The 12,676-nt window shown below is 45.4% G+C and carries 11 protein-coding genes; 5 read left to right on the forward strand and 6 right to left on the reverse strand.

Features of this window, described 5'->3' with window-relative positions; all coding sequences use genetic code 11:
• Positions 1–50: 50 nt before the first annotated feature.
• Positions 51–986, forward strand: a complete 936-nt coding sequence (locus tag L0660_RS19545) for a 1-acyl-sn-glycerol-3-phosphate acyltransferase (RefSeq protein WP_235161139.1) — start codon at positions 51–53, stop codon at positions 984–986.
• A 42-nt stretch (positions 987–1,028) separates the two neighbouring features.
• On the opposite strand, the gene L0660_RS19550 is transcribed toward L0660_RS19545, so the two are convergent.
• Positions 1,029–2,084 carry a VOC family protein gene (locus tag L0660_RS19550; protein WP_233799120.1) on the reverse strand — a complete coding sequence of 352 codons (1,056 nt, stop codon included), beginning with the start codon at positions 2,082–2,084 and terminating at the stop codon, positions 1,029–1,031.
• 295 nt (positions 2,085–2,379) lie between these two features.
• Here L0660_RS19550 and aroB point away from each other — a divergent pair, with 295 nt between their 5' ends.
• Both aroB and L0660_RS19560 read left to right on the forward strand, forming a co-directional pair.
• Complete coding sequence (aroB, locus tag L0660_RS19555) at positions 2,380–3,414, forward strand: 3-dehydroquinate synthase (RefSeq protein ID WP_235160980.1); 1,035 nt, start codon at positions 2,380–2,382, stop codon at positions 3,412–3,414.
• 90 nt (positions 3,415–3,504) lie between these two features.
• Complete coding sequence (locus L0660_RS19560; RefSeq protein ID WP_026631976.1) at positions 3,505–4,080, forward strand: DUF4136 domain-containing protein; 576 nt, start codon at positions 3,505–3,507, stop codon at positions 4,078–4,080.
• Positions 4,081–4,308: 228 nt separating this feature from the next.
• Here the strand turns inward: L0660_RS19560 and mraY are convergent, their stop codons facing one another.
• The 5 genes from mraY to rsmH all read right to left on the reverse strand — a co-directional run bounded on the left by mraY (position 4,309) and on the right by rsmH (position 10,667).
• Positions 4,309–5,523, reverse strand: a complete 1,215-nt coding sequence (mraY, locus tag L0660_RS19565; protein WP_026631977.1) for a phospho-N-acetylmuramoyl-pentapeptide-transferase — start codon at positions 5,521–5,523, stop codon at positions 4,309–4,311.
• A gap of 84 nt (positions 5,524–5,607) precedes the next feature.
• Positions 5,608–7,086: a UDP-N-acetylmuramoyl-L-alanyl-D-glutamate--2,6-diaminopimelate ligase gene (locus tag L0660_RS19570; protein ID WP_235160981.1), complete on the reverse strand. Its 1,479-nt coding sequence runs from the start codon at positions 7,084–7,086 to the stop codon at positions 5,608–5,610.
• A gap of 7 nt (positions 7,087–7,093) precedes the next feature.
• Entirely contained in the window at positions 7,094–9,238 is a 2,145-nt protein-coding gene (locus L0660_RS19575) for a penicillin-binding protein (RefSeq protein ID WP_233799117.1), read from the reverse strand.
• Between the two features lie 60 nt (positions 9,239–9,298).
• The gene (locus tag L0660_RS19580) at positions 9,299–9,724 is read right to left on the reverse strand and encodes an FtsL-like putative cell division protein (RefSeq protein ID WP_026631980.1); all 426 of its coding nucleotides are present in this window, start codon (positions 9,722–9,724) and stop codon (positions 9,299–9,301) included.
• 25 nt (positions 9,725–9,749) lie between these two features.
• Positions 9,750–10,667, reverse strand: a complete 918-nt coding sequence (gene rsmH / locus L0660_RS19585; protein ID WP_235160982.1) for a 16S rRNA (cytosine(1402)-N(4))-methyltransferase RsmH — start codon at positions 10,665–10,667, stop codon at positions 9,750–9,752.
• Positions 10,668–10,806: 139 nt separating this feature from the next.
• On the opposite strand from rsmH, the gene L0660_RS19590 reads away from it, so the two are divergent.
• Both L0660_RS19590 and L0660_RS19595 read left to right on the forward strand, forming a co-directional pair.
• Positions 10,807–12,054 carry a peroxiredoxin gene (locus L0660_RS19590; RefSeq protein ID WP_235160984.1) on the forward strand — a complete coding sequence of 416 codons (1,248 nt, stop codon included), beginning with the start codon at positions 10,807–10,809 and terminating at the stop codon, positions 12,052–12,054.
• Positions 12,055–12,202: 148 nt separating this feature from the next.
• Positions 12,203–12,667: a MarR family winged helix-turn-helix transcriptional regulator gene (locus L0660_RS19595; protein WP_026631983.1), complete on the forward strand. Its 465-nt coding sequence runs from the start codon at positions 12,203–12,205 to the stop codon at positions 12,665–12,667.
• Positions 12,668–12,676 lie beyond the last annotated feature (9 nt).

Here is a 12,676-nt window from a genome sequence, read left to right on the forward strand (position 1 = left end):
CCATATACATTTTGTTCTTCTACTTCTCCCGTTTCCTGGTTCGACTAGCGTTGCCGATTTATTTAAAAAAGCTCTGTGTAAAAGGCTTCGAGAAGCTGCACAAAGGACCAGTGCTGCTAGCTTCCAATCATTCAGGCTCGTTTTTTGACGCTGTCGTAATTGGCTCAATCATGACACAGCCTATTTTCACGCTTACCCGTGGCGATGTTTTCAAGAAAAAAGCGGCAGCGTTCTGGCTCCGGCAAATCAAGCTTATCCCGGTTTTCAGAGGGTCGGAAGGTCGTCAATATGTCAAGAATCATGATATTACCGTCAAGGAAGGCTATGATGCCATGAAAGGCGGCGGAGCAGTGATTATTTTTTCGGAGGGCGTTTGTGTGAACGAATGGAATTTGCGTCCGTTGGGAAAAGGCACAGCGAGAATGGCTTATCAGACTTGGTATGGCGATGCTCCCCTTAAAAATATGGGTGTTGTGCCAACAGGCGTTAACTACGAACACTTTCGTGGGCCTGGAAAACGTGTTTCACTGCACTTTGGAGAGGCTATTTTGATTCATGATATCAAAACGGACCCGCAGGAATACGAAAGATGGTTACGCGAATTCAATGAGATTTTAGAGCGGAAAATGAGTGCCGAAGTATGGAGTATCCCTGCTGACATTTCAAAAGCGGAACGTACACAGCGTTTAAATGCACTATTTGGCGATTGTCCGCTTCCACCTGGTGGTAATGCGATTCAGAAAGTTATCGGCTGGTTCGGGCGTGCAATTCATCGCCCTTTGTATCATTTTTTTGAAAGAAAAACTGCCAAGCTAACCGCCAGGTCTGTGTTTTATGACTCGGTCCTGTTTGGCTTGCTAATGTATTTATATCCCACGATCGTTGTTTTACTGTCGCTGATCGCCGGGTTGATTTTTGGCTGGGCTGTGGGGCTGGCATTGTTCTTCATACTGCCTTTACTAGCCTGGTTTGCAGCCAGATACTAGACTTTCCAAGTTTATAAACCTGGAAAGTCTATGGCTTGTGGGTCAATCTTTCACCCGGCTCAAACCCATCAATTTCAGCATCCAATCGGGTAAAGGCTTTTGATGTTTTCTCTTCTGAATGTCCAGGAACCAGCCTATTTTCTTCAAAATGGGCAATTTATGCGTTTCCACCAGCTCGATCAATGTGCCGTCCGGATCTTCCAGGTAGGCGAAGCGACCCGCAGCCGATTCCATACCGAATGATCTTTCGCTGTCAATAGTGAATGGATAACCTTGTGATTGCAGTTTGGATTTTAATGTATCCATGTCAATTGTATCAAAGCACAAATGGATAAATCCGCAGTCACCCCAGAACCGGTTTTCGAAGATTTTCTTAGGCGTACGGTCCAGCGCCTGCACAAGTTCGATCTGAACGTTACCCAGCAAACGGCTGAATGCACCATGCGGCGTAAACTTTTTTCTTAATAACACCCTTCTGAAACGCTGTCCTTTAACCGATGCTGGAATGTCTTCAAAAACACCCGTTTCATCATAAACGACTTCCAGCGGTTGTAGTAAATTTTTATAAAAAACAAGCGATTGATCCATGTCAGAAACGCCCACAACAACGCCTGATACGCCGCCAACCGGTTTTTCGGTTTTTTGAAACCACGTTTCGTCGCTTGTAATCTGAAATGTATTTCCATAAGGGTCATTGGCCCAGAATCCCTGTCCTTCCGGCAGCGAAACCAATGGGGCCACAGTCTCTTTGGATTGGCTTTTTAACCATTCGTGTGCTTTTTTAACATCGGGCGCCTTAAAACGAATGGCATTGATGCCGAGATCTCCGATTTCAATCTTGAAATTCGCAGGCTGCGACTTTCTGCTCGTAAATGACCAGATTTCCAGTCCGCCTCCACCAGCCAGGTTAATAGCCAAAACGGCATGTCTTTGATGCACTTCTCCGCCCGTATAAGGCGTCATCAGCGGCGCCTCGGCCTTTTCATCAAACACGGGCACATCAAAACCAAGCATCTTACGATACCATTTCCATGCGTCTGGCACATTCTGAACACCAATTCCTACCTGTTGAATCCCTGAAATCAGCGGAGTACTCATTCGTTAAAAATTATAATTAGTTAAAGGCTTAATATTTCAATTCCGGGGTTAAGCGGACGACAATTTTACAAAATAAAACGCAAACCAGGCAGCTGTAAGCGCAATTGAGGTGAAAATGTGGAGTGTGGAAAAATTTTCTTGGGATACAGAACCTCATTGCATATTTGATAAACATAATAATTCATATCTTTAAATGAGATTTCCAGAATATTATTTCTAAAAACCTGGATATCAACGCATCCATTATGGTGCATTCGTCGTATGTGTTACGAGCGCTGTCTCACAAAATAGTAGAATGAACGATTCCGTAGTCATTGCCCCAATTAGTGAAAGTTTAAGTGAATTTTTGAGTTCGTCTGAGTATTCCAAGGTTTTTGTAATTGCGGATAACAATACAAAAAAGCATTGTTACCCATATTTTAAGGCGGTTTTACCAGCGCATAGCATTGTAAGTGTGCCCAGCGGAGAATCGAATAAATTGTTGTCGACCTGTGAAAAAATATGGGATGCGATGACAAAAGAAGCTTTGGACAGGCATGCTTTGGTGATCAATGTGGGCGGCGGAGTGATTGGGGATATGGGCGGTTTTTGTGCGGCAGTTTACAAGCGTGGAATAGATTTTATACAGGTGCCGACGACTTTGCTTTCGCAGGTCGATGCAAGTGTTGGAGGTAAATTAGGTGTTGATTTTCAAGGTTTTAAAAATCACTTAGGTGTTTTTACGCTGCCTCGAAAAGTATTGATAGACCCTGTTTTTTTGAAAACCTTACCGGAACGGGAAATCAGGTCCGGGTTTGCAGAAATTATCAAGCATTGCCTGATTGCAGATGCAGCGAAATGGGAAGAGATCAGGTCAAAGGATTTTGAAGAACAAAACTGGACAGATCTGATCGCACATTCTGTAAAGATCAAGCAATCGGTTGTAGATCAGGATCCTACGGAGAAGGGTTTGCGAAAAATATTGAATTTCGGACACACGCTCGGGCATGCCGTAGAGACTTATTTTCTAAATAAACCTGCGAACCAGAGGTTGTATCACGGGGAAGCGATTGCAGTAGGAATGATCATGGAAAGTTATCTTTCCTTTTCCCGAAAAATGATTGACCAGCAGACGCTTACAAATATTGAAGAGTTCCTTTTTGCTACTTATGGCAAAGTGGACATTAAGCAGGAGGATATCGAAGAGATCATAAACCTGACCCGTCAGGACAAGAAAAATAAAGGAAAAGAAGTGCGGTTTTCATTGTTGAAAGGAGCAGGGCAATGTGCGTTTGACATAGTGGTTTCTGCTTCTGAAATGCGTAAATCAATAGCTTATTATTTGGGATAGTTTTTAAAAATATCTGGCATAAGCTGTTGGTTTTGATGGATTTGTATAAATACATGCTTGATACATATTTTCATAAACCTGACAAATTAAATGCTTATGCTAAGGTCAATTTTTACTTATGCCGCTTTACTCCTAGTCATCATTATAGCGGGCTGTTCCAGTGGTCGGAAAGTTTTTGTGGAGCATGATTACAGCTACGAGACCAACTTCAAGGATTATTCTTCCTATACTTTCCTGGAATGTGAACGCGACACCAACAATCTCTGCACAGAGATCTACGAAGCCATCCGTCGCCAGATGCAGGTGCGCGGCTACAAGCTAACGGCTGAAAAACCAACCTTACTTGTTAACTACGGAATTTTCTACGACAACCTGCGTTACCAGGGCTATATGCAACCGGTCATCAAAAACTGGGTCGACACAGAAAATGACGGCTTCCGTTATGAGCCGATTAAATACGCATTGGATAAAGGAACACTTATCGTTTCCCTGATCGACGCCGAGAGTGACCAGGTTGTATGGAGAGGCTACGCGTCCGGAATTTTCAAAGGCGTAGAAACTTCCAATAACCATTACAGAAGCGTTGTAAGAAGGATCTTCGACCAATATCCGCTCTTTGCAAAGGGTTATGATCCGAGACGTTATAGCGAAGCAGTAGGGCGGTAAACCTACATTGTCACACTGAGCTTTACATACCCTGTCACACTGAGCTTTACATACCCTGTCACACTGAGCGTTACATACCCTGTCACACTGAGCGGAGTCGAAGTGCTTGCACGATGTACCTGCACTTCGACTCCGCTCAGTGTGACAGAGAAGGGGCGCGAAAACCTGGTGGCGCGCCCGCGGCCCCCCCCCCGGCCCCGCCGCCAAGGCTGACAGGGCATCAATAACTTACCTTAACTTCAAAGTCGCCAGCGTCAAAATCGCCAGAATAATCCCAACTATCCAGAACCGGGTTACAATTTTCGATTCGTGGATGCCTTTTTTCTGGTAATGGTGGTGCAAAGGAGACATTAATAGCACCCTTCGGCCTTCGCCGTATTTTCGTTTGGTCCACTTGAAATAACTGACTTGGACGATTACGGACAGGTTTTCGGCGATGAAAATTCCGCACATGAAAGGGATAAGCCATTCTTTGCGGATGGCTAATGCGATAACAGCAATCACTCCTCCCAACATTAAACTTCCCGTGTCGCCCATGAAAACTTGGGCAGGATAAGCATTATACCAGAGAAACCCGACGCAGGCACCTATAAATGCGGCGCAAAAAATCACCAGCTCCCCCGAATTCGGGATATACATGATGTTCAGATATTGTGAGAATTTCGTATTTCCGGATAAATAGGCCAGAACGCCCAGCGTAAGCGCAATGATCCCCGAAACACCTGCGGCTAGACCATCGATTCCGTCGGTAATGTTGGCTCCGTTGGAAACGGCGGTGATGATGAAAATAGCGATGATTGTGTAAATAACCCAGGTGTATTCTTCTGGTAACCAGCCGAATAGTAGGGCTTTATAGTCAAATTCGTTGTTCTTGATAAATGGGATTGTCGTTACTGTCGGGTGAATAATGTCCCGATAACGCTGGATTTCGCCCAAATTGGAGCTTAGCAATGGTTGTTCGTAAATCCTGATCCTTACATTATCATTAAAAGAGAGCGTAAGGCCTACAATGACGCCCAAACCAACCTGCCCTACAATCTTGAACCGCCCATGCAAGCCGTCTTTGTTGTTTTTGAATTTTTTCAAATAATCATCCACAAACCCGATCATTCCTGTCCAGAGCGCAGTAATAATGAGCAGGACAATGTAGACGTTAGTCAGTTTTGCGAACAGCAGCACGGGAATGAGCAGTGAAGCCAAAATAATGAACCCGCCCATGGTCGGCGTTCCTGCTTTTTCCATCTGCCCGGCTAATCCCAAATCCCGGATCGTCTCGCCCATTTGCTTCTTTCTCAGGAAGTTAATAATGGTCTTTCCGTAAGTGGCGGCGATGAAAAGGGATAGAACCGTGGCTCCCAGCGCCCTGAATGAAATATATTGGAAAACACCCGCTCCCGGGATATTGAAGTGCTTGTCGAGATAATCGAATAAGTAATAGAGCATGAATAATGTATTGGGGATGACTTTGCAAAGTTGGTTCTTTTCAAAGACTACGCAAAAAGGCAATTGTGATTTTTGGTGCCAATATCAGGAATAACGTTTGGCAAAAGCTTCCAGCAAAACTTCCTTATCATCAAAATGATGCTTAACACCCTTGATTTCCTGATAATTTTCATGGCCTTTCCCGGCAATTAAAATAATGTCTTCCGGATTCGCCTCTTCAAAAGCCCTGTTAATTGCCTCGTAACGATCCTCAATAACCGATGTTTTTTTGTAGTCCAGTGGCGGAACTCCCTTTCTCATCTGTTCCAGAATATCCATAGGCTCTTCATAGCGCGGATTATCCGATGTCAAAATGACCCGGTTGCTCAGTTTACAAGCAATAGCAGCCATTTTAGGCCTTTTTTCTGCATCCCGGTTCCCGCCACAGCCTACAACCGTGATCACTTTCTCATTGCCGCTCCGCAAATGATTGATGGTTTCCAGCACATTTTCCAAAGCATCCGGCGTATGCGCATAATCGACGATCCCCACAATGTTATCCGCAGAATGGAATTGCTCAAAACGTCCGGGAGGGCTTTTCAGGTTCGAAAGTTCGGTCAGCACCGACTCTGGTTTTTCACCCAAAAGAACCGCTGCTCCATAAACGGAAAGCAAGTTATAAGCATTAAACCGGCCAATAACCCGGAACCAAACTTCCTGATTATTAACCTCCATATGCATGCCCGCCAGCGTATCAGAAATAATTTTTCCTTTAAAACTGGCAAGCGTCTGTAAAGAATATGTTTCGACTTTGGCTTTTGTGTTCTGGACCATAACCGCGCCGCGGCGATCGTCGACATTCACGAGCGCAAAGGCAGTTTTAGGAAGCTGGTCGAAGAATCCTTTTTTGGCTTTGATATAATTATCGAATGTCTTGTGGAAATCGAGGTGATCGTGGGTAATGTTGGTGAAAATGCCTCCTGCGAAGTGCAAACCGGTAATTCTGTGTTGTGCAACAGCATGAGAGCTTACCTCCATAAAAACGTGGCTGCATTTGTTTCTCTGCATTTGAGCAAGCAAATGGTTCAGCGCAACAGCATCGGGGGTCGTGTGTGTAGATGGGATAACTTCATCCTCTATCTGGTTCTGGACCGTCGAAATCAGGCCGCAGCGATAGCCGAGTGCACGGAAAAGCTGGAAGAGAAATGTAGCGACAGATGTTTTACCATTTGTGCCGGTTACGCCTACTAATGTGATCTTTTGAGAAGGATGGTTATAAAATGCAGCGGCAATAAGCCCCATCGCTTCCGCCGAATCCGGAACCTGAATGTAAGTAACATTGTCACTGATTTTTTCAGGAAGTTCTTCACAAAGAATAGCAGTCGCTCCAAGCTCCGTTGCAGTCCCAATGTACTGATGGCCATCCGTTTGCGTTCCCCTGAGCGCTACGAACAGGCTTCCGGGCATAACCCTTCGGGAATCCAGAATGATGCTTTTAATTATTACTATATCAGAGCCGGTAACATTTGCGCCGGCCACGCCGATCAGGATATCGCTTAAAATTTTTTCTGGGGTGCTCTCCATGAAGGAATTACTGTAATGTTAATAGGATCGTTTTGTTGCCGGCAGCGCTGGTTCCGGGTGGCAGGGATTGCTCCACCACTTTGCCCGAACCTTTAAATGTGACATTGAATCCTTTATTTTCCAAAATATACAACGCATCACGCATGGCCATACCCTGTAAATCAGGCACATCCCTTGAACTCATATTGCGTGACTGCCAATTGGTTTTTCCCTTTTTCAGAAGCGATGCAGCGGCATATTCGCTGCCTTCCGGAACGGGTGTCAGTTTGAGTTCTTTGCTGATAATGTTCAGATCTGCTGATCTTCCCGCCCATTTCACGTCTTTCGACGTTTCAGGCAATGTGTCTTTGATCGGTTTTTGAATGCTAACATCGTAGGCGTAAATCCGGTCGGCAACTTCTTTGAAAACCGGCGCAGCAACGCTTCCTGCGTACAATGTATAGTTGGCTCCTGAGCCCTGAGGCGTATCAATGATCACAATAGCGCTGTATTTGGGCTTATCGGCAGGGAAATAGCCTGCAAATGACGTGTAATATTTTCCGGGAGTATAAATGCCGTTGATCAGCTTCTGTGCCGTTCCCGTTTTTCCGGCGATCTGGTAAAGTTCCGAACTGATATTTTTGGCAGAGCCTGCTTTTACGACGCCTTCCAGCATTGTCTTTACTTTTTTGATCGTTTCAGGCGAAGCGATCGGCTTGTCTTCTACATACGGTGGAATTTTATCTTCCACACCTTCCGCATTCCTGATCTCGCGCACGATCATTGGCCTGACCCAGTAACCATCGTTCGCAACAGCATTATAAAGCGCCAGCGTTTGCAACGGAGTCATGGACATTTCGTAGCCGTAAGACATGAATGTCAGGGAATAAGCGCTCCATTGCTTTGATGTGCGGTCTTTGATGTAAGGCGGCTTTTCGCCCTTCATATGGATTCCAGTCGGCGTTGTCAGGTGGAATTTCTTCAAATAGGACAGGTAAGTATCCGGTTTTGAGAAAAAATAGCGCTGCATAAGCATATGCACGCCAATGTTGGACGACTTTTCAAAAACCTGCGTTGCCGTTAAAACACCGTGACCGCCCCTTTTGGAATCATTGATAGAAGTCCCGCGGAAGCGAACCGAGCCTGCGCCTGTATTCACCGTAATCTGGTCGGGGTTCATTTTTGTTTCTTCCAAAAGCGCCATCATCGTCGGCAGCTTGAATGTTGAGCCAGGATCGGCGCCACCCGCGACGGCGTAATTGAAAACCTCTTCGTATTTGCCTTCGCCGCGTTTGGTGAGATTGGCCATCGCGCGGATCTCGCCTGTTGCCACCTCCATAATGATCACGCAGCCGTAATTGGCTTTACTTTCAATGAGTTTTCTGCGCAAAGCAATTTCTGCCCGGTCCTGAAAATTCATATCCAGCGTGGTATAAATGTCTCTTCCAGCTTCCGGCTGCACATTCAATGCATCGCCTACAGGAATTTTCATGCCGCCTTCCACCATTTCAACCCATCCTATACCCGCTTTTCCTTCCAGGTTTTTGTCAAAACTGGCTTCGAGGCCAATGTATCCACGTCCGCTTTTGGGATCGATCCCGCCAATGGTCCGGTCAGCCATGGGGCTGAAAGGCTTATAGCGTCTGTAAATCGTTTCAAACTTGCCTCCGCCGCCTTTTCTGTTTTTTACAAAGAATGGCCATTTCTTGATTTTCTCCCGATCCAAATGGCTGATCTGACGAGATTTAAGCCTTAAATAGCGCTTGCTTTTACTCACGCGGTAACGCATGATCTTGTTTTTATAACCAGCGGCAGTATGTTCTCCAAAACTTTTGGCGAGTAGAGACGACAGCTCATCAATGTTATTCCTGAAATATGCCGAATCAGCCACTTTCGTATCCAAACCCACATAGTAGTAAGGCAGCGATGTGGCCAGCAGGCGGTCATCCACAGAATAAATGTTTCCGCGCATGGCCGGAATGGTGTCGATCTTCAGGTCGTTTTTTGCCGAATATTCTGCCCAGGTCTTGCCTTTGAATTCGTCATAATACTGCACACGGATCAGTTTACCAAAAACCGCTATGGCCAGTAAAAACAAAAGCCACCCCACAGTTCTGGCACGGGCAATCAGCGCTTTCTTATTATTCTGACCGCTTTCAACGTCGTTCTTCATTACTTTTCAGAAGAAAATTAAGCTTATAAAGATTGAGTATTTTTTATTTGTCAGCATCGACTAATCGTCTTCTTCCGACTTGATAATGATTTTTTTGGGAGGGGTAAGGTTTTCTTCGAGACCTTCGGATTTTACTTTTTCAATGATCACAGACTGCAATCCGCTCTTCATGTATTCGGCATGAATGGACGTGTACTCAGCGCGGAGATCATCCACTTCTTTTTTAAGCTTAATGCTATTCCGCACATATTGTTCCGATTGAAAACCAATGCGTTCGTAAGCCACGAGCAGGATGACGATCCAGCCGAAATAGTAGAAATATTTAACCGGAAGCCGCTCTTCCTTACCTGGCGCTTTTTCACCGAAAACTTTGTCCAGCGGTAAAAACTTGTTCAGCCAGTTGAATAAATGATATTCCCGCTTGCGCTTCGCTGGTTTTGGAGGCTTAGGCGGAATGGGCTTAGGTCTTCTTTTATTTTCCGACATCTCTCAAGTGGGGATTTTAAACAAATTATATTTTTTCTGCGATCCTGAGCTTTGCGCTCCTTGCCCGCGGATTTCGCGCAACTTCCTCGGGAGTTGCTTCCACCGGCTTTCTGGTAACGCTGCTGAGGGGCCTAATCGCATTTCCGTAGAAGTCCTTTTCTAATTCTCCGTCAAATTTTCCTTTTAAAATGAAATTTTTGACCAAACGATCTTCCAGCGAATGGTAAGACATGACGACCAGTCGTCCGCCCGGGTTAAGCACTTCCGGAACCTGCGTCAGAAACTCTTCCAAAACCGCCAGCTCATCGTTCACTTCAATCCTTAATGCCTGGAACACCTGAGCGAAATACTTGTTTTCACGATGCTTAGGGGCATATTTGAGTAAAATCCCTTTCAATTCCGCAATCGTGTCAATTGGCGTGCTGTGTCTTGATGTAAATATCGCTTCGGCGGCTGTACGGGCGTTGGTAACCTCCCCATACATGCCCAGAATCCGCTGCAATTCCGCGCTCGACCTGGAATTGATCACTTCCCGCGCTGTTTTTTCAATGTTCGGGTTCATACGCATATCCAGGTCGGCATCAAACCTTGTGGAAAAACCGCGTTCAGGCGTATTGATCTGGTGTGAAGAAACGCCCAGATCGGCCAGGATTCCGTCCACTTTTTCGGCCTTATGCAGTTTCAGGTAACGCTTCAAATGCCTGAAATTCGCCGCTATGAATGTAAATCGCTTGTCGTCCTTAAATTCGGCAGCATTGGCAGCAGCATCAGGATCCTGATCGAAAACGAGCAGCCTGCCCGTTGTTAATTTTTCCAGAATGGCGCGGGAATGGCCGCCGCCGCCAAAAGTCACATCCACGTAAACACCTTCCGGTTGAATGTTAAGCCCTTCCAGGCATTCGGACAACATGACAGGCTCGTGATATGTACTTTGTAAATCCATTTGTTAAAAGCAACGTAATAGGAACTTATTCTTGCCAGGAGGCAGTTACAAACTTAGCAATTTTCAAGCGTACGAATCGCTGTCAGCAAAGGATTTAATTTCGGCAGCATTTGGTTAATTTAATAACAATCCCCTGTATATGAGACTATTCAATCAGATTGCTACTGTTCTGATTTTATTTGCATTGATAAGTTGCAATTCTTCTGCGCAAACCGACCTGAAAACCGGCACCTGGCGCGCAACGCTGAGCCGGGAGGCAAACCGGATCCCGTTTATTATGGATGTATCCAAAAACCCGGATGGGAAAACTTATTCCGTTGTTGTAATCAATGACACGGAAAGGCTCAAAATGGACACCGCGTTCTTCCAGAACGATTCGCTTGTGATCCCGATGGAGCTTTTTGACATGAAAATCATCGCAAAAGCGGAAGGAGAAAAGCTGAAAGGGACTTACTACCGGTATGCAAAAGGCAAAGTGGCCGGCTCGATCCCTTTTGAAGCAGAGTTTGGCAAGGATTATAAGTTTTTCAAACCCGGCGAAGCAAAAAGCACTAAAACCATTGCCGGGAAGTGGGACGCAACATTCATTACGGAGGCTACGGGTGACACGACGCAGTCGGTAGGGACTTTTTCACAAAGTGGAACGGATGTAAAAGGCTCTATATTGACCACAACGGGCGATTATCGCTTTCTTACGGGCAATGTGCACGGCGATAGTTTGTTTTTATCCACATTTGATGGCTCCAATGCCAAGCTTTTCAAAGCGGCTATTCAAAGCGACGGCACGCTGAAAGGTTCGATGTGGTCTGGCATTAAGAGCTTGCGGAGCTTTACTGCTAAGCCTAATGATAAAGCGAAACTGCCCGATGCGGCAAGTCTTACTTACTTAAAGCCGGGTTTCGAAACGGTTGATTTTAAATTCCCTGATTCAGACGGCAAGCCGGTTTCTCTAAAAGATCCAAGATTTAAAGACAAAGTTGTGATCATTCAGATCATGGGCTCGTGGTGCCCGAATTGTATGGACGAAACCAATTTCATAGCGCCCTGGTACAAAAAGAATAAAGAGCGCGGTGTGGAAGTTATCGGCTTGTCTTTCGAAAGATCGGACGATCCGAAAGTTTCGAATCCAAAGATCAAACGCATGATCGAGCGCATGGGAATCGATTACCCGATCCTCTTGGCCGGAACCAACACCGACGAAGCGACTGCAAAAGCATTGCCCATGTTGAATAAGGTAATGTCTTACCCCACCACCATTTTTATAGACAGAAAAGGGAAGGTTCGGGAGATCCATACAGGTTTTTCAGGCCAGGGAACAGGCGCTTATTTCGATGAATTTGTAACCGATTTCAATGGCTTAATGGATAAGCTGATTGCTGAAAAATAGATTTTAACAGGGTTTTGAAGAACGCATTGTCCGGCTCCGGGCGATGCGTTTTTTATTTAAACTAAAATTAGTATGCTTGCATAATAGTGGGCTGATTTCTTACATTTGTGAGAAGGGGCACTCCTGACACTACTCAGAATTTTTAAGGATGCGTAAGGAAAAAACAATTGATTTCCAGATAAAATGGGCATGGCATTCGATTTCCAGAATGTACAATGCTTATGCCGCACGTTTTGATACAACTATGGCCGTAGGCTATGTTTTGCTCAACATTGACATTGAAAACGGAACGCCGGCAACAAAAATAGCCCCGTTGCTCGGCATGGAACCCCGAAGCCTCGTGCGGATGCTCAAAAACCTGGAAGAACGCGGACTCATCAAGCGCGAGGTCAGCGAGCAGGACAAGCGGTTTGTGCGGATTGTGCTGACTGATTTAGGAAAAGAAAAACGGGAACTGGCGCGGGAAGGCGTTATTTCGTTCAATACGATGATCAGGGACAAGATTCCGCTGGATAAGCTGGTCGTTTTTTTCGATGTAATTAAAGATATCAACAAACTGGTAGAAGAGGAGAATCAAAAACTCAAAGCCGGCGAAATAGAAGAAGAGCTTTAAACCAAACCT

Source organism: Dyadobacter sp. CY351 (assembly GCF_021502625.1).
Lineage (GTDB): Bacteria > Bacteroidota > Bacteroidia > Cytophagales > Spirosomataceae > Dyadobacter > Dyadobacter chenhuakuii.

What these genes read in the sequence shown, in the direction of transcription:
- L0660_RS19550 (WP_233799120.1), bottom strand. Translation starts at nt 2,084, where the DNA reads ATGAGTACTCCGCTGATTTCAGGGATTCAACAGGTAGGAATTGGTGTT.
- aroB (WP_235160980.1), top strand. Translation starts at nt 2,380, where the DNA reads ATGAACGATTCCGTAGTCATTGCCCCAATTAGTGAAAGTTTAAGTGAA.
- L0660_RS19560 (WP_026631976.1), top strand. Translation starts at nt 3,505, where the DNA reads ATGCTTATGCTAAGGTCAATTTTTACTTATGCCGCTTTACTCCTAGTC.
- mraY (WP_026631977.1), bottom strand. Translation starts at nt 5,523, where the DNA reads ATGCTCTATTACTTATTCGATTATCTCGACAAGCACTTCAATATCCCG.
- L0660_RS19570 (WP_235160981.1), bottom strand. Translation starts at nt 7,086, where the DNA reads ATGGAGAGCACCCCAGAAAAAATTTTAAGCGATATCCTGATCGGCGTG.
- L0660_RS19575 (WP_233799117.1), bottom strand. Translation starts at nt 9,238, where the DNA reads ATGAAGAACGACGTTGAAAGCGGTCAGAATAATAAGAAAGCGCTGATT.
- L0660_RS19580 (WP_026631980.1), bottom strand. Translation starts at nt 9,724, where the DNA reads ATGTCGGAAAATAAAAGAAGACCTAAGCCCATTCCGCCTAAGCCTCCA.
- rsmH (WP_235160982.1), bottom strand. Translation starts at nt 10,667, where the DNA reads ATGGATTTACAAAGTACATATCACGAGCCTGTCATGTTGTCCGAATGC.
- L0660_RS19590 (WP_235160984.1), top strand. Translation starts at nt 10,807, where the DNA reads ATGAGACTATTCAATCAGATTGCTACTGTTCTGATTTTATTTGCATTG.
- L0660_RS19595 (WP_026631983.1), top strand. Translation starts at nt 12,203, where the DNA reads ATGCGTAAGGAAAAAACAATTGATTTCCAGATAAAATGGGCATGGCAT.